This is a genomic window from Sulfidibacter corallicola (assembly GCF_017498545.1).
Lineage (GTDB): Bacteria > Acidobacteriota > Holophagae > Acanthopleuribacterales > Acanthopleuribacteraceae > Sulfidibacter > Sulfidibacter corallicola.
Window position 1 is genome coordinate 7,018,622 of sequence record NZ_CP071793.1, and the last position, 17,274, is coordinate 7,035,895.

15 protein-coding genes are annotated in these 17,274 nt (G+C 59.0%); 12 read left to right on the forward strand and 3 right to left on the reverse strand.

What is annotated here, in order from left to right:
• The first annotated feature begins 322 nt into the window (after positions 1-322).
• The 4 genes from J3U87_RS21805 (at position 323) to cls (ending at position 3,616) form a co-directional block, all read left to right on the forward strand.
• Positions 323-625: a hypothetical protein gene (locus J3U87_RS21805; protein WP_237377893.1), complete on the forward strand. Its 303-nt coding sequence runs from the start codon at positions 323-325 to the stop codon at positions 623-625.
• 110 nt (positions 626-735) lie between these two features.
• Entirely contained in the window at positions 736-1,299 is a 564-nt protein-coding gene (locus J3U87_RS21810; RefSeq protein WP_237377894.1) for a PLDc N-terminal domain-containing protein, read from the forward strand.
• Positions 1,300-1,488: 189 nt separating this feature from the next.
• Positions 1,489-2,608 (forward strand): IS3 family transposase gene (locus J3U87_RS21815; RefSeq protein ID WP_420038218.1). Its coding sequence is split into 2 segments (ribosomal slippage): positions 1,489-1,778 and positions 1,777-2,608, totalling 1,122 coding nucleotides; the frame shifts between segments, so codons are not numbered across the junction.
• A gap of 36 nt (positions 2,609-2,644) precedes the next feature.
• Complete coding sequence (gene cls / locus J3U87_RS21820; protein WP_272932516.1) at positions 2,645-3,616, forward strand: cardiolipin synthase; 972 nt, start codon at positions 2,645-2,647, stop codon at positions 3,614-3,616.
• Positions 3,617-3,670: 54 nt separating this feature from the next.
• On the opposite strand, the gene J3U87_RS21825 is transcribed toward cls, so the two are convergent.
• The 3 genes from J3U87_RS21825 to J3U87_RS21835 all read right to left on the reverse strand — a co-directional run bounded on the left by J3U87_RS21825 (position 3,671) and on the right by J3U87_RS21835 (position 6,762).
• Positions 3,671-4,324 (reverse strand): hypothetical protein, encoded by a 654-nt coding sequence (locus J3U87_RS21825; protein WP_237377897.1) that lies wholly within the window; start codon positions 4,322-4,324, stop codon positions 3,671-3,673.
• Complete coding sequence (gene metG / locus J3U87_RS21830) at positions 4,324-4,701, reverse strand: methionine--tRNA ligase subunit beta (protein ID WP_237377898.1); 378 nt, start codon at positions 4,699-4,701, stop codon at positions 4,324-4,326. The genes J3U87_RS21825 and metG overlap by 1 nt, the downstream gene beginning before the upstream one ends.
• 204 nt (positions 4,702-4,905) lie before the next feature.
• Positions 4,906-6,762, reverse strand: a complete 1,857-nt coding sequence (locus J3U87_RS21835) for a DAHL domain-containing protein (protein ID WP_237377899.1) — start codon at positions 6,760-6,762, stop codon at positions 4,906-4,908.
• Between the two features lie 579 nt (positions 6,763-7,341).
• On the opposite strand from J3U87_RS21835, the gene J3U87_RS21840 reads away from it, so the two are divergent.
• The 8 genes from J3U87_RS21840 (at position 7,342) to J3U87_RS21875 (ending at position 17,274) form a co-directional block, all read left to right on the forward strand.
• Positions 7,342-8,355 (forward strand): lysylphosphatidylglycerol synthase transmembrane domain-containing protein, encoded by a 1,014-nt coding sequence (locus tag J3U87_RS21840; protein ID WP_237377900.1) that lies wholly within the window; start codon positions 7,342-7,344, stop codon positions 8,353-8,355.
• Between the two features lie 88 nt (positions 8,356-8,443).
• The gene (locus J3U87_RS21845; RefSeq protein ID WP_237377901.1) at positions 8,444-9,820 is read left to right on the forward strand and encodes a divergent polysaccharide deacetylase family protein; all 1,377 of its coding nucleotides are present in this window, start codon (positions 8,444-8,446) and stop codon (positions 9,818-9,820) included.
• Between the two features lie 525 nt (positions 9,821-10,345).
• Positions 10,346-11,320: a UbiA family prenyltransferase gene (locus tag J3U87_RS21850; RefSeq protein ID WP_237377902.1), complete on the forward strand. Its 975-nt coding sequence runs from the start codon at positions 10,346-10,348 to the stop codon at positions 11,318-11,320.
• Positions 11,321-11,726: 406 nt separating this feature from the next.
• Positions 11,727-13,727, forward strand: a complete 2,001-nt coding sequence (locus J3U87_RS21855; protein WP_237377903.1) for a 30S ribosomal protein S1 — start codon at positions 11,727-11,729, stop codon at positions 13,725-13,727.
• A gap of 142 nt (positions 13,728-13,869) precedes the next feature.
• On the forward strand, positions 13,870-14,283 hold the full coding sequence (mutT, locus tag J3U87_RS21860) for an 8-oxo-dGTP diphosphatase MutT (RefSeq protein ID WP_237377904.1): 414 nt from the start codon (positions 13,870-13,872) through the stop codon (positions 14,281-14,283).
• Between the two features lie 191 nt (positions 14,284-14,474).
• Complete coding sequence (locus J3U87_RS21865) at positions 14,475-15,041, forward strand: hypothetical protein (RefSeq protein WP_237377905.1); 567 nt, start codon at positions 14,475-14,477, stop codon at positions 15,039-15,041.
• A gap of 8 nt (positions 15,042-15,049) precedes the next feature.
• Entirely contained in the window at positions 15,050-16,480 is a 1,431-nt protein-coding gene (gene purB / locus J3U87_RS21870; protein ID WP_237377906.1) for an adenylosuccinate lyase, read from the forward strand.
• Positions 16,477-17,274, forward strand: coding sequence for a DUF2520 domain-containing protein (locus tag J3U87_RS21875; RefSeq protein ID WP_237377907.1), 798 nt, complete (start codon positions 16,477-16,479; stop codon positions 17,272-17,274). The genes purB and J3U87_RS21875 overlap by 4 nt, the downstream gene beginning before the upstream one ends.

Below are 17,274 nucleotides of genomic sequence, written 5' to 3' on the forward strand. Positions count from 1 at the left end.
CTAGTCTAGTGCCCATCGAGAATCGGAGCAATCCATAACTGTCAAATTTGCCTTCGGGAAGGCGCGATCCCGTGACCTCTCGAACGGGCTTCGGGATATCGGGTCCACGTTGCAGCGGGCGCTGCTTGGAGATTGGGGGTGAGATTGGCCCCGACGGTGGGATCTTACTGGCGGAACGCCGTTCCATGAATTCGATCACGCGAGGCCATGGCCAATGGGGGGTGCCGATTTTTCACCCTCGCGACGTCACCTCCGGGGGATTTTTTTTCGCCCTGTTGGATGAGACGATCGAAAAAGGCTCCCGTTCTTTCCTGGAGGCGATATGAAATGGTTTCTTCCCATTCCGGCGATCATCTGGTTTGGTCTCTTTTTGCTGATTGGTGACGTCTACGTCGTGTTCGGGGAGGAACAAGGGCCCATGGCTTTTCTTTTCGGACTTGTGGTCCTCGGGTACTACCTTTCCTTTACGCCCCTGTTCGACTTTTTCACGCAGGGTGGCTTCTACGCCAGGTTCGGCACCTGGGTCAATCACACCTCCGAGGGAGAGCAGGGTTGTATCGCCTTGTTGGTGCGTGGAGGCCTATTGATGGCGATCTACGGGATGCCGATCAAGACCCTGCTTTGACGACCCCGAAACGGGTGCGACCCCAAACGCGAGCCTCGGTATCCCCCCGAAAATGGCTTACAATAAACCCTCTCCGCATCGTAGTTTAGATGTTTTGGGAGTGGGCCCCCGTGTTCGATGATGTGACACTGGTCGGATTGCTGGTTACCTTGGTGCATGTTCTGGGTGCGCTGAACGCGGTGGATGCCGTCATGAAGGGGCGGTCGCCGCAAGGGGCGGTCGCCTGGGCGATTTCCCTGGTCCTGCTGCCCTACTTCGCCTTGCCGATGTATTGGGTGTTCGGCCAGCGTCGATTTCACGGCTACGTTCACGCGCGCCGCGCCGAAATCAAGGCGATCTACGGTGCCGCGGGCTCGCTGGCAAAGGTCCTGAAGCCCTTCCGGATCGAACCCAATACCGCGGCCGCATCCTATGGTGCCCTGGAGCACCTGGCCAAGATGCCGTTCACCCAGGGGAACCGGTCCGGCCTGCTGGTGGATGGCGAGGATAGCTTCGCGGCCATGTTCGCGGCCTTGCGCGAAGCTCGCGAGTACGTCCTCGTCCAGTTTTTCTCGATTCACGCCGATGCCTTCGGATATAATGGACCCCATAATCGAGACCAGGAGCTAAGCTTCAAAAGCGTTAAGGTGGGACCTCGGGTAAACAGCGGGGCAGAGAGCCAAGGGGGAGCATAAAGCGGGCGCTCCACCATAGTGTTGGGGCCCACCCCTCGTACCCCAGGGGACACCTTGACGGCCCAGCAAGCTGCGCCATCAAGATGTCCATGGTGCGCCAGGGGTCCACCCTAACACCATGGTCGTTCGTCCGTTTATATCCCCCTCGGCCAACAGCTACTGCGGAGCCGGAGAGAGGTAAACCGAGTTTTGGCTAGGAAGCGCAACAATCACGATCCCAAGTTCAAGTCCCGGGTGGCTTTGGAAGCGATCCGCGGCATCAAAACGGTCTCGGAACTGTCAGCCCAGTACGGGATCCACCCGACCCTGATCAACCGCTGGAAAAAGCAGGTGATCGAGTCCCTGCCGGAGGTGTTCGAGAGCGGGAAGGTTCCTCGAAAACCCGCCGGCGAATCACCGGAAATCGGCAAGCTTTACGAACAAATCGGTCGTCTCCAGGTGGAGCTCGACTGGCTCAAAAAAAAATCTGAATCCCTGCATTGAGGAGAAACGGCTGTGCATCGAACCCCATCACCGCCGGTTGAGCATTCGCCGGCAGTGCGCCTTGCTTGGGTTATCGCGAGCCTCGTACTACTACGAGCCGCGACCCGAGAGGCCCGAAAACCTGGCCTTGATGTCGGAGATCGATCGTATTTACCTGGATTTCCCCTACTTCGGCAGCCGACGCATGGCCGCCTTCCTACGAGATCGAGGGTATGCGGTCAACCGGAAACGGATTCAACGGCTCATGCGGTTGATGGCCCTGGAGGCCGTATATCCCAAGCCTCGCACCAGCGCGGCCAACCCGGCCCATCGCGTGTATCCTTACTTACTGCGAGACCTGACCATCACCCATCCCAACCACGTTTGGAGCACCGACATCACCTATGTGCCGATGCGGCGAGGCTACATGTACCTGACGGTGATTATCGACTGGTACAGCCGGTACGTGGTGGCTTGGGAAATCTCCAACACGCTGGATGGAGCCTTTTGCCGCGAGGTTCTGAGACGCGCGCTGCAAAACAAGAAACCTTCGATATTCAACACCGATCAAGGCGCGCAATTCACGAGCCCGAAATTCACCGAAATCCTTCAGGAGGCAGAGGTTCAGATCAGCATGGACGGCAAGGGACGCGCACTGGACAACGTGTTTGTGGAACGATTGTGGCGTTCGGTGAAATACGAGCACATCTACCTGCACAGTTACGAAAACGGCCTGGAACTGTACCATGGGCTTCACAGGTACTTTGAACACTACAACAACGAGCGGCCACATCAATCGCTCGGCAACCAGAAACCCTCCGAGGTGTACCACGCCACCGAAGCTTAAGTTTGGCACCTTTTGGTCTAGACAACGGGGTCCACTATAGGACACGAGTTCTGCCGGAAGCTGGCCGAAGTCGCCCGACGTGGGGTGCGCGTCTACCTGCTTTACGACGATTTGGGCAGTGTCGAGCCGCCCGAAGTCAGCCTGGACCAGGTTCGGATGGCGGGCGGTTACGTGGCTTCCTTTCGCACGGCCCTGGGTTTGGGCAAACGTTTTCAGATCAATTTTCGCAATCACCGCAAGATCGTGGTGGTCGACGGCACCAAGGCGTTTGTCGGCGGCCACAACGTGGGCGACCAGTACCTGGGGCGCAATGACTATTTCGGACGCTGGCGCGATACCCATATCTGGATCGAGGGACCGGCCGTGCCCTGCATTCAGCTTTCCTTTCTGGAAGATTGGCACTGGGCCACCCAGGAGACCCTGGAGCTGCGTTGGTCCCCGCGGGCCGTCGCGATTCCCGGTCAAAAGGTGTTGGTGCTGCCCTGGGGGCCGGCGGACGAACTCAATACCGGCAGTCTCTTTTTTGTACACGTCATTCACCAGGCTCGTGAACGCCTCTGGATCGCGAGTCCCTATTTCGTACCCGACGATCAGGTGGTGGCCGCGTTGGAACTCGCGGTGATTCGCGGGGTAGACGTTCGCATTCTGGTGCCTCAGAAGCCCGATCACCTGTTGGTCTACCTTTCGGGCTTCACCTACATCGAGGAAATGGCGCCCAGCGGCGTCAAGTTCTATCGCTATCAACCGGGGTTCCTGCACCAGAAGGTCATGTTGGTCGATGACGATGTCGCGGCGGTGGGCACGGCCAATTTGGATTACCGGTCCCTCTACATCAATTTTGAAATGACCTTGCTCTCGGTGGACCGGACCTTCGCGACCGAAGTGGCCGAGATGTTGGAACAGGATTTTCGCGATGCGCGCCAGATCGGCGTCGAGGAATTCGAGGCTCGGCCCATCTGGTTCCGAGTTGCGGCCCGGGTCGCGCGATTGCTGGCGCCGCTCCAGTGAGGTAACCGTTCGGAGCGATATGCGTGGCGCGGTACTCGCGGTGTCGGAACCCGGTCAGCTCAACAGGTTGAGGCGGGGCAGGCCGAAATGGGCGCGTACCGAATCGGCGATCATCTTGCCGAACAGGACGGGATCCTCGTCCTCGGTCAAGATTTCCGAGACATCTTCGACGATGTATTGGCGTTCCTGTGCGGGCAGCACCTGATGGTGGAAGTGATCCACCAACTTTCGATCCAGGGTTTCGAGGATCTTGTCCAGGTCGTCGGTTTCGACGATGTCGTTCGGATCGATGGCGGCCAGCTCGGCGCCGATGCCCTCGATGGCCGGTCGGTGCGCCTCGTGCTCCTTGGCCAGCTTGCGCAGTTTGGTGGTCAGCGTCTTGATTTTGCTTTCCAGCAGGTTGCCGGTCTCTTCCGACACGCCTTCGCCCTTGTGGAGCATTTGGTACTCACGGTGAACTTTCTGCACGGTACCGTCGACGCTGCTCAGCAGGTGGGACTTGCGGCGGTTGGATTTCTTCTTTTTCTCGATGAAGAGATCGATGGCGCGCAGGACCACGGCAAGCGGAATGTCGGCCTGATGCCAGGCTTCCATCTGCTCGAACTCCATTGGCGACACGATGATTTGCTTTTCCCGTCGCCAGGACCAATGAAGCTCGATCTCTCGGTAGTAGTCGCGATAGGAATCGCTTGCCGCGGTCGATGACATCAACGCACCTTCGCGCCCAGGGGCATGCCCTCGGGCAGGGTCAGCAGTGCCGGGCAGGCGCCTTCGTGGTCCGGCGCCGCGGCCAGCATCATGCCCTGGGATTCCAGGCCCATCAATTTGGCGGGCTTCAGGTTGGCGACCACCACGACGCGGCGGCCGATCATTTCTTCGGGAAGGTAATAAGGCGCCATGCCGGCCAGGATCTGGCGCGTCTCGTTGCCGAGGTCCACTTCCATTTTGAGGAGTTTCTTGGATTTGGGGACCTTCTCGCAGGTGAGGATCTTGCCGACACGCAGGTCGACCTTCATGAAATCCTCGATCGAAATCAGGGATTCGTCGGCCGCGGCCTCGGCGGCATTTACTTGTGATTCAGTCATCGAACTGCTCCAATTCGTTTCCGGACTCTGCCGGTGATCTGCCGCGCGATGGTCGAGATCGAATCCCTCGGAATGGGATTCGGTCGCGTGGACCCGAGGAGGCGGCGTCCCAGGCGGCGCCATTTTATCGCAACTCGGAAGGCACGCAACCGCTTTCCCGAGTGGGTGGCGATTCCGGCCGTCGCGATCTCGTCGAAAAGCCGGTCAAGCCGGGGTTTTTTCGGTGACCGTGGCCGACTTGATTTTTTTGGGCAGGACGATGGTGAACTCCGTGAAACGACCCTCTTCCGAAGTGACCTTCAGTTCGCCCTGATGCTCCTCGGTGATGATTTCCCAACTGATGGAAAGACCCAGGCCGGTGCCTTCTCCCAAGGGTTTGGTCGTGAAGAAGGGTTTGAAGATCTTGCGGCGAATCTCCTCGGGAATGCCGGGACCGTTGTCGCGAATGCGCGTGATGACGCGGTTGGGGCTGTTCTTGGTGGTGACCTCGAGGCGTGGTTCGAAGGCATCCCCCAGATTGGTCTTCTGTTGTTGCAAGGCATAAAAGGCGTTGTTGAACAGATTGATCAGCACCTGGCCCATGTCCTGGGGCTGGAGTTGGAGGCTGCCCACCTCGGGATCCAGATCCTTTTCGACGATCACCGCAAAGGCGGGATCCTTGGCCTTCATGCCGTAATAGGTCAGTCGCAGGAACTCTTCGATCAGCGTGTTCAGATCCGTCTGCCCCTGCTCCGACTGGTTGTTTTGAGAGTGCATCATCATGCCGCGCAAGATCTTCTGCAGCCGTTTCTCGTGATCGAGAATGTGCTCGATCATGTCGCTCAGGTCTTCGGTTTGACGCACCAGTTCCTGCTGGCCCTTGCGGGTCGCCAGCTTGCGCCGCGCTTTCATCTCGGTGGTCAAATGGCGCGCGCTCTCCTTGGCCAGGTGGGCGCGGCCCGCCAAGTCGTTGAGCGGATCCTGGATCTCGTGGGCGATCCCCGCCGTAAGTGCCCCGAGCGAGGCCATTTTTTCCTGGATGACCATCTGATCCCGCATGGTTTGGAGCTTTTCCAGGGTGGTTTCCAAGGTTTCGTTCTTGTCCTTGAGCTCCAGGGTGCGCGACTGAACCATGCGTTCCAGGTTCTTGCTGTAATCTTCCAGGCGGTCGTTGGCCGTTTTCAGGTTGCCGGAAATCACCGCGAGACGAATGAACGCGAGGATGATGGCGCCCACCAGCACGACCGAACAGGAGAACAGCCAGAGCCGGTAGTAGTTCGCCCGGGTTTGGGCCAGCTCGTAGTAGTGGTTGTAGGTCGCGTTGATCGAGCCGTAGATCTGGGAGGATTGGGGTTGCAGGGCGATGTTGTAGACGTGCAGGACGTTGTCGATCTCCTGCTTGCGCTCCAGGATGTTCTTGATGTGGTTGATGATGATCAGGAAATCCGGGTTGGTGGGGTCGTCCGGCGTCTGGTTGATGAGCGCTTCGAGGGTCTTGATTTGCGCTTCCATCTCGGTGCGCATTTTGTTCACGGAGAGAATGCTCTGTGAGTGGACCACTTCCTGGGCGGAAGCCATGTGGTACAGCAGGACCTTGTTCTGGAGGTCCTTGATCAGGCTGGCGCGGCGGTCGCGCTTCGGCCGGTTTTCCAGCTCCAGGGCCAAATCGTTGGACAGCACCGGGAAGTAACGCAGTGAGTTGCGCAGAATGGCATAGCGGGTCTTGTACTTTTCCAGCAACTCGACTTTCTTTTCGAGGATGCGGCGGTAGGTTCTCAGATCGCTCTGAATCGCCGTGATGCCCTTGGGGTCGATGAAATCGGGAACCGTTTCGAGACGTGCCAGCAGGTGCTCGGGCACCTTGTTGCTCTGGGAAGCCGGGCCGACGTGGGAAAGCAGGCCGTAGGTCGTTTTCATCAGGTCGCGCGAAAGGCCGCCCTCCCAGGCTTTGAGGCGATTGAGCGAGTCGATGAACGCAAAGTGCTCCGAAGGACGAACGGCCACGGATTTTTGGTAGAAAAGCACCAGCAGCGGAATCAGGGCGAGGCTCAGGAAGGCCCAACGTGGTTTGGACTTCAGCATGAGATGTCGCTCCTGCGAGACCAGGTCCGATCGAAGCGATATCCGTCGACGGCGGCGGGCATGGGCGCCGTCTTGATATGGTGAAGAAACCGTCTCGTTTCGGAGGTGGTCCGATGGGGGCGGAGCCGTACCCATGGCGGTTGGGGCGCTCGAATACCGGGTCGGGCCATCGCTGGTGTCCGGATCGAAGACGACAAGAGAGATCTCCGTTGCAAAGGGGTTTGGGTTGAAAGGGAGTGATAAGGGCGAGTGGAGACAAAAAACCGATCTTATTATGCCCCGAGTCCCGGTACAAGCAAAACCGAAATGTGGCGGGCTGACAACGCTTGGGGTAAATTTAACCTTTTTCGCGTGAGATACTTGGATCGTGTTTTCTCCGGGTTGTGGATCTTGGGGCGATTTCGGCGGCCATCAGCCCGATCCAGTACCGCGCCGGGACGTCGTTCGGCGCGCTCGAAGTGGTCAGTCCGCGCGCTTCGAGAACCCTGGGTCGGGCTCGTGTCAAGTGCCTGGCCCTGTGCTAGGATGAGCCTTCCCTCGCCGCGCCCCGTCGTCGCGTGTGCGAACGAGGGCATTTCCATGATTGCGGATTTAATGATGTCGAACCGCTTGACGAAACACTGGCCAACCCTGGTCGGCATGGTCCTGGCCGGCGCCTTCCTGTTTTTTGCCTTCCGAAATGTGGATCTGAACGGCCTCCTCCTGCAATTCCAGCGCATCGGCTGGATCGAGACCGGAATCACCGCGGCGCTCGCCCTCACGACGCTGCTCCTGCGTGGACTGCGCTGGTGGTATCTTTTGCCGAGACCACTGAAAAAAGGCGAGTTGTGGGCTTCTGTGCGCGCCATCTCACTGGGTTACGGCGTGACCAACGTGGCCTCCCGACTTGGGGAAGTAGTTCGGATTCTAAGCCTGCGCCACGGCACGGGTCGGGATTTCGGCAGCATCACCGCCACCGTCGTATTGGATCGCCTCCTGCTGGACATGTTGGTGTTTGCGGGCCTGGTGGGATACTCGCTGCTGGTGTTTCGCGATCGCATCCTGGCTCTGTTTCCCGCCGCCGAGACGGCGCTTTTCGCCATGAGCGCCGCGATTCTGGTCGGCCTGGTGGGCCTGTTCTGGCTGGGGTTGGCCCCCACCAGCTTCAAGCGCCTGCTGCGCTGGTTCAGGATCGATCGCCTGACCTGGCTGTGGCGGCGATTGGAGCCTTTGATCGATCAAATAAGTACGGGTCTCGCGGTTTTGTCCAACCCTTTGAATTATGCGGTGTTGGCTGTGATCAACACGGCAACCTGGGGTGCCGCGGTCGTGTTATTGTGGTATGTGATGGAAGTTTTTGGGGTCTCCGCCAGTCTCCCCGAAGCGGTGATGATGTTCACTGTCTCCAACCTGGGAATGATTCTTCCCAGTCCCGGCGGCATCGGCACCTATCACTACTTCACCAAATTGGGGCTGACCCAACTCCTGGGTGTGGAGCCCGTGACCGGTGCGGCGCTCGTCACCTTCGCCCATGGGGTTTCGTACCTGGCCACCTCCGGTGCCGCGGTCGGCGCCTATTTCGTCAAACCCTCCGTTCCCGAGCCCGAGTCATGATCCTGGCTTGAAAATTGCCACTTCATCGTTCTTTCCGGGCTATCCGTCTCCAACCCAACCACATGCACTATTGGTCCACTGGGAAGTTATGGCAACGAAAAAAAGCACAGGACAGAAAAAAACGACGGCGCGCAGGCGCACCACGCGTAAAACGCGCAAGACCAAGAAGTCGGGTGGTGGATGGCTGAAGTGGGTCTTGATCCCGCTTTTCATGGGATTCCTCGCTTTGGGAACCGTGTTCGCCTTGCTCTATCTGCCGCTACCGACCGACAACGACGGCGTCGACGCCGCCATGATCCAGAGCGTCTTGATCGCGGCCGAGGTAGACGGCGATACCAGCATCCAGAAGGTGACCAAGGACGGCATCGAGCGTTGGAAGATCGAAGTGCCCTCGCGCAAACGCAAGGACGCGATCATTCGCAGTTTGCAGAACGTCATGGTCAGCAAGGGCGGGCGCTTCGAACCCGGCCAGGAGAACCGTCACAAGGGGAAACTGGTCCAGGTGGTCTCCATCGGCTTGGAGGACGGCGATCAAATCCGCTTGATCTTCGTCGTCGACGGGTCGCGAAAACGCACGCAGAAGCCCCGCAAACCAAAAAAGAAGCCCGCCGCCAAACCCGCGGTGGTCCAGAAGCCGAAGGCCAAGCCCGATCGCAAACCGTCGGCCAAGGACAAACCTTCGGGTGCCGACGCCCTGGCCGCTTTGGAAGCCGAGCCACTGGAGCCGGGTGATCCTTCCAGACTGATCGACGCCCAGGAAGAAACCCAAGCGGTCGTCAATCGCCCCATGATCGCGATCATCATCGACGATGTGGGCCATCAGCCGATTCGTCAGATCAAACCTTTGCTGGACTTGAAATACCCGATCACGTTCGCGGTATTGCCGCACCTGGCCTATTCGGCGACCAACTCCATCCACCTGCACCAAAACCAGTACGAGGTCATGTTGCACATGCCGATGGAGCCGGATAACTTCCCCAAGGCCAATCCAGGCGAAGGCGCCATACTCTCCTACCTCAACGACGGGGAGATTCGCAAATCCGTCAACCGTGCCCTGAAAACGGTGCCGTTCGCGCTCGGCGTGAACAACCACATGGGGTCCAAGATCACCGCCAACCGCACCCTGATGCAGAGCGTGTTGAGCGAAGTCAAGAAACACAACCTCTACTGGATCGATTCGCGCACCAACTCTCAGACCGTGGCCTACGACCTGGCCAAGTCGCTGGGCATGCGCACCACCAAGCGCGACGTCTTCCTGGACGCCGAGGAAAGCTACGATTTCGTGGTGAAGCAATTGGCGCGAACCTGTGAGGTCGCCGATCGCAAGGGCAGCGCCATCGCCATCGGCCACCCCTACCCGTCCACGATCAAAGCGCTGGTGGACGAAATGCCGCGCCTGAATCGCGAGGGGTACCAGTTCGTATTCGCCTCCAAGCTGTTGGAGATCCCGGGCGGCACCTTCTGAAGAGGGGCCGCGTGCCTTCGGAATCCCTGCCCGGGGTGCCCTTCCGCGAAGGAAACCGCCGGAATCGGCCGGTAAGGCAGGGCCGGTAAGGCTGGGCCGGTCTGGTCTCGTGGGTACTGCCGCCATGGGCACTCCTCGAAACGATCGAACCTGCCAGCGCTCGCAACGATAGCGTTGTGTGCCGGTGTGGGTCGTCCCGATCGGATGGGTCCCTCTCCTCGAAGCGACTCGAGCGATCCTGGAGAGTTAGGCTGACGCACCAGGCGACCCTCGCCATTCGAGGATCCGGACCGAAGCGATCAACCCAACGTTGCCTGTGCGCAGGGAAGCCCGTCCCGGTCACACCCCGGGTAGCCCCGCTCGCCGCACGTTCCGCTTCCAACCGTCTTCGTGCCCCCCGTTGCACGACTTCTTTGGTTCCCATGCCTTCCGAATGCTACAATCGGCCCTTCGTGCCTCGGAGGAGCGCCGCCGGCGAACCGTTCGGCGAACCCTTCCCATCCTTATTGTTGACAAGTTGATTCGATGAAAAACTACCTTGACTTCTCTCGACCTTTCACCCTGATCGCGCCCATGCTGGGTGTCGTCTCGGGAGCCCTGACCGCCTGGGGCTCGAAACACAGCCCACACGGAGATCAGTTCGGTTGGGACGCCGTATGGCTGGTGACGATCGCGGCTCTGGCCGCCGGTGTCTTGAACGCGGCGAGCAACGGCATCAACCAGATCTATGACTTGGAGATCGATCGCATCAACAAGCCGGAACGACCGCTGGTGACCGGTGCCATTTCACGGCGCGGCGCCTTCATATGGACGGCTGTTCTTTATGTTATCAGCGTCTCGGCGACCTGGCTGGTCGTCTGGGAGCCGGGATTGACGTGGTATGAACGCCTTACCGCGCCGCTGATCAAACACGAGTGCTTCTTTTTCTACCTCGTCGCCGCCATTTTCACCCTGATTTATTCCGTACCCGCCTTCGGCCGCACCAAGCGCCTGACTTTTGGGGCCAACCTCACCATCGCCATTCCCCGCGGCCTGATGCTCAAGGTCGCCGGTTGGTCGGTCTTGGCCTCGGTTTGGCACGTGGAGCCCTGGTATATCGGCCTCTGTTTCTTCCTGTTCCTGATCGGCGCGGCCAGCACCAAGGACTTCAGTGATTTGGAGGGAGACGTGGAAGGCGGTTGCGAGACCTTGCCGCACCGCTTCGGCGTGCGCCGCGCCGCCTACATGATCGCACCCTGCTTCGTCGTCCCCTGGCTCCTGATTCCCATCGGCGTCTTTTTGAAGACCGGCGACGGTCAGGCCGTCTTGAGCGGTAACCCGACCCTGCTACTCCTGTTCGGCACCTCTCTGATCCTTTGGGGGAGCTACACGGTGTACCTGATTCTGCGCGACCCCGAGGCCCTGAGCACGAGCGAGAACCACCCTTCCTGGAAGCACATGTACCTGATGATGTTTTGGGCCCAGGTCGGCTTTGCTCTCGCCTATCTCGTGGAATTCTAGCGGTGTTGCGTTTTCTCACGATTCGCTCTCGATGGGGCCCGTCTCGTGCCGTGCGAAATCGTTCCGATGCGGTGATCTCGCCTGCGAGGGGAAGCGGGAAAATTCCGCACCGCGTCGACAGCCGCTGCGATGCGGCGGAAATCCCGAACGCGAAACGACCTCGATGGACTAACCATTTGCATTTGTTGAGGGTGAGCCGAAACTCCATTGCCCGTGGTGCTTTTTTCCCCGATTCCCGGGCGCCAAGATATTGTGCATTTGGGATTTAGCTTTTCCGTTTCACGAAATTGTTTGATAAAATACATCTTTGGCTTTTGGGTGGCGTGGAATCAAACCAACACAAACCAATACAGACAGTCCGAAGGCCTTCAAAACGTGAACTCAAATTGGAGGTTTTAAAACAGTCATGACCAATGAGCACGAAACTGATGTGAATCAAACCAATTCCGCTGTGGAAGAGAAAGAGCAGGTGGCTCCGGCCGCTTCTCAAGAAGAAGTCAAACCCGATCAAGAAGAGCTGAAGACCGAAGAAGTAGCTGAAGCCAAGGCCGAGGAAACCGTCGAAGCCGTGGCTGAGGAAACTGTTGAAGCCAAGGCCGAGGAAACCGTCGAAGCCGTGGCTGAGGAAACCGTTGAAGCCAAGGCCGAGGAAACCGTCGAAGCCAAGGCCGAAGCGAAGGCTCCGGCGAGCACGGAAGATCAGGATGACGAAGAAGACCTCGAGGCCGTCGAGGGCAAAAGCTTCGAAGAGCTTTTGGAAGAGTACGATCAGTTCCGCGAATACCGTCCCGGCGAAATCGTGACCGGTACGGTGGTCAACATCGGTGAGCAGGACGTGGTCATCGATATCGGTGCCCGTGTCGAGGGTACCGTGCCTTCATCCGAGTTCATGGATGAAGAAGGGAACTGCAAAATCAAGGAAGCCGAGAAGATCGATGTGATGGTCCTGCGCTTCAATCCCGAAGCTCAGCACATTCCGCTTTCTTTCGAACGCGCGCGCATCTCGCGCGTGTGGGACCAGATCGAAGAGGTTGCCAACACCGAAGAAACCCTCAAGGGCTCGATCATCGAGAAAGTCAAGGGTGGTTTCATCGTCGATGTCGGGGTACGCGCGTTTCTGCCCACCTCGCAGGCAACACTCAAGCCTCAAAAAGATTACCAAGACTTGCTGGGCAAGAAGTACGACTTCAGCATCCTCAAGATTCAGCGTCGTCGTGGCAATCTGATTCTCTCTCGCAAGGACCTTCTCCAGTCCGAGTACGAGGAAAAACGGAAAGACCTGTTCGACAAGCTGAAAGAAGGAGCCGTGCTCGACGGAACCGTCAAGAACGTGACCGACTACGGTGCCTTCATCGACCTGGGCGGCTTGGACGGCCTGCTGCACATCAGCGACATGTCCTGGGGCCGGATCAACCATCCCAAGGATCTGGTGTCCGTGGACGATGTCATCAAGGTCAAGGTGCTGCGCTTCGATCCTGAAAAGGAAAAAGTCAGCCTCGGCCTCAAGCAGTGCGCGCCCGATCCCTGGCTCAGCGTCAGCGAGAACTATCCTCCCGGCAAGTCCGTCAAGGGCAAGGTTCTCAACCTGACCAGCTACGGCGCCTTCGTCGAGCTGGAGCCCGGTGTCGAGGGCATGATTCACGTATCTGAAATGAGCTGGACCAAAAAAGTGCGCAATCCGGGGCAGATCCTCCAGAAGGGCGACGACGTCAGTGTCAAGGTTCTGGATCTGGATTCGGACAAGCGCCGCGTCAGCCTCAGCCTCAAGCAGACCGAAGACAATCCGTGGGAATCCCTCGCGGAACGCTTCCCGGTCGGCAGCAAGGTCAAAGGCCGCGTTCGCAACATCACCGAATTCGGTGCCTTCGTGGAAATCGAAGACGGCATCGACGGGTTGGTCCATGTGAGCGATTTCAAGTGGGGCGAACGGACTGCCGACCCCAACGAGTACGTGAAGAAGAGCGAGGAAGTCGAAGTGGTGATTCTCGCCGTCGACACCGAAAACAAGAAAGTCTCCCTTGGCATGAAGCAGTTGGCTCTCGATCCCTGGCTGGAGTTCACCAAGACCCAGCGCGAAGGTGATTACATCACCGCGGCGATCACCAAGGTCACGGACTTCGGTGTGTTCCTGCAGTTGGCCGAACACGTCGAAGGTCTGGTGCGCAACAACGAATTGGATATTCCGCGTGGTGCCAAGCCTGGTGATCACTACCAGGAAGGCCAGGAGATCCAGGTCATCATCAGCCGCATCAGCCATCGCGAGCGCAAGGTGGATCTGAGTGTGCGTCGCCTCCGTCAGGATCAGGAGCGCCGCGCCGTTCAGGAGTACACCAAGCAGAACGATAAGGGCGGTGCCACCATGGGCGACGTCATGGCCGAAGGCCTGCGTCACCTGATCAACAAGTAAGCCCTCGGCGGAAGGTTCCGCTTTTTTCGCGCCACCCTTTCCAAGCCTCAACCCCTCACCCCGATCGATTCGGGTGAGGGGTTGTTTCATTTACACACGGATATCGGCATGGCCCCGATGTCCGCTTCGACGAGGTGTTGTCTTGATCGTTCCTACCGTGGTTGATGTCGCCGTCGGTCTGGTTTTGGACGGCGACCGGATTCTGGTTTCCCAACGAAAGAAAGAAGCCCATCTCGGCCTCAAATGGGAGTTCCCCGGCGGCAAGCCCGAGGCGGGTGAAACCCACGAACAGGCGCTCGTTCGCGAGTTCCGCGAAGAGGTGAACCTGGACGTCCAGGTCCATAGCCTGTTTCACGAATGCAGCTTCGAATATCCCGAGCGTCACGTACGGCTGCGGTTCTTCCTGTGCCGCTGCCGTCAACCGGAACAGGTGCGCGCGCTCGAGGTTCTCGCTGTGCGGTGGGTGCCGCTGCACAGCCTGCCCGCGTTGGATTTCCCCGCGGCCAACGGTCCGGTGATCGAAAAACTGATGGACGCCCATATGGCAGGGTTCTGATTCGGCCTCGAAACGGGATTCATGTGGGGTTTCTCCCGCCCGTTTTTGACCTGCTCCGTCGACGGAGAAACCAGCGGTTCGCCAGGGTCTTGGCCTGGCGGTTCCGATTGAATTCGTTTGTGGTATGATATCGGCACCAGTGAGCTCCATTCTGCCTTTCACAAGGCGTATAAGGAAGATAAAGCGTTTAGATGGAACCATTTGAAGAATCCTTGGCTTTTGCACCAAGTGATACCTTTGCCCCAACTTCGGACGAATTTTCCATTTACACGCACGCACCAAAGTCACGCCTTTTCGTGCTGGTGCTGTTCCTCTCCTATACCGTGATCTTCGCCCTGTTTACCGGCTTTGTGCGCGAGAAGCTGGAAGAGCCCGATTCGTTGCCGCAAGTCTTTTTAATTATGGGAGATCCGCAAATTACCTCGCTGGTTTACTACCTGGTGTGCGGATCCGCCTGGTTGCTGGCGCTCGCCGTTCTGGTCTATTTCCTCTACTCCGTCATCGATATCTGGGGGTTGGAGGTGTGGGTCAGCCCGCGCCAGATCCGCGTCATCAACTCCATTACCGGCCAACATTTCAAGCGACTGACCGGTGTGGGCACGCTCGACATGGAAGAGATCGAAGAACTGCGTCCCGCGCCTATGGCCACGCGCATCTTCGGCCCGTCGAGCCAGTTGCGGTTCTCGCCCGTCGATCGCGTCGAACAGCTCATTCAGACCATCGTGGTCCACGCAAAGAACGCCAAAATCGCCGATTAGAGGAAGTCATGTCTCACAGCCACTACCAGAACCCGCTGGTCGAGCGTTATTGCTCCGACCAGATGTCGTTCATTTTTTCGCCCGATTTCAAGTTCCGAACCTGGCGCAAGCTCTGGATCTCTCTGGCCAAGGCCGAACAGGAACTGGGCCTGCCGATTACGGACGAACAGATCGCCGAGTTGGAAGCCAACCGCGACAACATCAATTACGAAGTGGCCGTGCAGCGGGAAAAGGAAACCCGCCACGATGTGATGAGCCACGTCTACGCCTACGGGGTCCAGTGCCCCGAGGCCAAGGGCATCATTCACCTCGGGGCCACCAGCGCCTACGTGGGTGACAATACCGATCTGATTCAGATCCGCGACGGTCTGCTCCTGGTGGGCAAGCGGTTGCGCGCCGTGATTCGGTCCCTTTCGGCGTTTGCCGAGAACTACGCGGCCATGCCGACGCTCGGGTTCACCCATTTCCAACCGGCCCAGTTGACCACCGTCGGCAAGCGCGCCGCCCTGTGGCTCCAGGACCTGGTTTTGGACCACGAAGACCTGGAACACCGCATCGAGAGCCTGCGTTTTCGCGGTGTGAAGGGCACGACCGGCACCCAGGCCAGTTTCCTGAATCTGTTCAACGGTGACCACGAAAAGGTATTGGCCTTGGACCACAAGGTCACGCACGCCGCCGGTTTCTCGAAAAACTACATCACCGGGCAAACCTACCCGCGCCGCGTGGATGCCCAGGTAACCGCGGTTCTGGCGGGCATCGCCCAATCGGCCAGTAAGTTCGCACACGACCTGCGCCTGTTGGCCAACCTGAAGGAAATCGAGGAGCCGTTCGCCGCCAACCAAATCGGTTCCTCCGCCATGGCCTACAAGCGCAATCCGATGCGTGCGGAACGCATTACCTCCCTGGCGCGCTACGTCATCACCAGCGCCCAGTCGCCGGCGTTTACCGCGGCGACTCAATGGTTCGAGCGCACCCTGGACGATTCCGCCAACAAGCGCATCTCGATCCCCGAGTCCTTCCTGGCCATCGACGCCATTCTGATGATTTTCAAGAATGTGGTGGATGGATTGGTGGTCTATCCCAAGATGATCGAGCGCCGCATTCAAGCCGAATTGCCGTTCATGATGACCGAGAACATTTTGATGGAAGCGGTGAAGCGCGGCGGAGATCGCCAGGAGCTGCACGAAAGTATTCGGGTTCATTCGATCGAGGCCGGCAAGCAGGTCAAGATGGAAGGTCGGGACAACGATCTCTTGGACCGCATCGCCGCCGATGTCGAATTCGGATTGACCCGTGAGGCCTTGGACGAAATCATGAATCCCACCTTGTACGTGGGCCGCTCCGCCGAACAGGTGGGTGAATTCGTTGCATCCGAGATACGGCCGATTCTGGCGCGTCATCCGGGCGAGGGCGACGAGGATGTGGAACTGAAGGTATGAGCCTCGAGGCGGAGCTGCCGGGGCCCACGGTCGGCCCCGTCGGTGTGTGGGGTATCGGCCGTTTGGGTTCTTCACTGGTGGCTTCGCTGCGAGCCTTGGACCTCGATGTGCGCGAACGCCGTAGGGATGGGGACAGGCCCCTGTCACGCTGGGTCGAGGATCTTTCCGTGGTTTGTCTCGCTGTCCAGGACGGTGCCCTGACCGAGGTCGTCGAAGCCTTGCGCGAGGTCGACGTCTCTGGGCGGACCGTCCTGGTTCTTTCTGGCGCCACTGCCCTCGATGTGCTCGCCCCGCTGCGAAAGTGTGGTGCCACGGTTGGCAAGCTCCATCCGTTACAGACATTTACCCGCGTCGCCTACGAGCGGATTCCGCCCGGGACCCACTTCGCCATCGAGGGTCCGATCCGCGAACTCGTAGCGCCCTGGGTCGAGGCGTGGGATGGCGTGCTTCACGAACTTTCCGGAGACGATTGGAAGGTCTACCATCTGGCGGCGGTCGTGGCCGCCAATTTCCTGCCGCTCTTCATCCGCGCCGGTGCGGGATTTCTGAGACCTTTGGCGCGCGATGACCAGGATGCCCTGAATTGGCTGGAACCGCTCGTTTCCCACAGCGTCGCCGCGGCCTTGGACGGCGCAAAGGACTTGCCTTACTCCGGACCGGCGATTCGCGGCGATCGCCAGACGCTGGACGCCCACGAGCGCCTGCTGGAGGGTTTGCGCCCCGAATGGCTGCCGATCTATCGATTGGCCTCGGCCCTGATCGCCGAAGAAGGCCGCAAACGGCTGGACGGGTGA

What these genes read in the sequence shown, in the direction of transcription:
- J3U87_RS21825 (WP_237377897.1), bottom strand. Translation starts at nt 4,324, where the DNA reads ATGTCATCGACCGCGGCAAGCGATTCCTATCGCGACTACTACCGAGAG.
- J3U87_RS21845 (WP_237377901.1), top strand. Translation starts at nt 8,444, where the DNA reads ATGGCAACGAAAAAAAGCACAGGACAGAAAAAAACGACGGCGCGCAGG.
- J3U87_RS21840 (WP_237377900.1), top strand. Translation starts at nt 7,342, where the DNA reads ATGATTGCGGATTTAATGATGTCGAACCGCTTGACGAAACACTGGCCA.
- J3U87_RS21875 (WP_237377907.1), top strand. Translation starts at nt 16,477, where the DNA reads ATGAGCCTCGAGGCGGAGCTGCCGGGGCCCACGGTCGGCCCCGTCGGT.
- J3U87_RS21850 (WP_237377902.1), top strand. Translation starts at nt 10,346, where the DNA reads ATGAAAAACTACCTTGACTTCTCTCGACCTTTCACCCTGATCGCGCCC.
- J3U87_RS21835 (WP_237377899.1), bottom strand. Translation starts at nt 6,762, where the DNA reads ATGCTGAAGTCCAAACCACGTTGGGCCTTCCTGAGCCTCGCCCTGATT.
- purB (WP_237377906.1), top strand. Translation starts at nt 15,050, where the DNA reads ATGTCTCACAGCCACTACCAGAACCCGCTGGTCGAGCGTTATTGCTCC.
- metG (WP_237377898.1), bottom strand. Translation starts at nt 4,701, where the DNA reads ATGACTGAATCACAAGTAAATGCCGCCGAGGCCGCGGCCGACGAATCC.
- J3U87_RS21865 (WP_237377905.1), top strand. Translation starts at nt 14,475, where the DNA reads ATGGAACCATTTGAAGAATCCTTGGCTTTTGCACCAAGTGATACCTTT.
- J3U87_RS21805 (WP_237377893.1), top strand. Translation starts at nt 323, where the DNA reads ATGAAATGGTTTCTTCCCATTCCGGCGATCATCTGGTTTGGTCTCTTT.
- J3U87_RS21855 (WP_237377903.1), top strand. Translation starts at nt 11,727, where the DNA reads ATGACCAATGAGCACGAAACTGATGTGAATCAAACCAATTCCGCTGTG.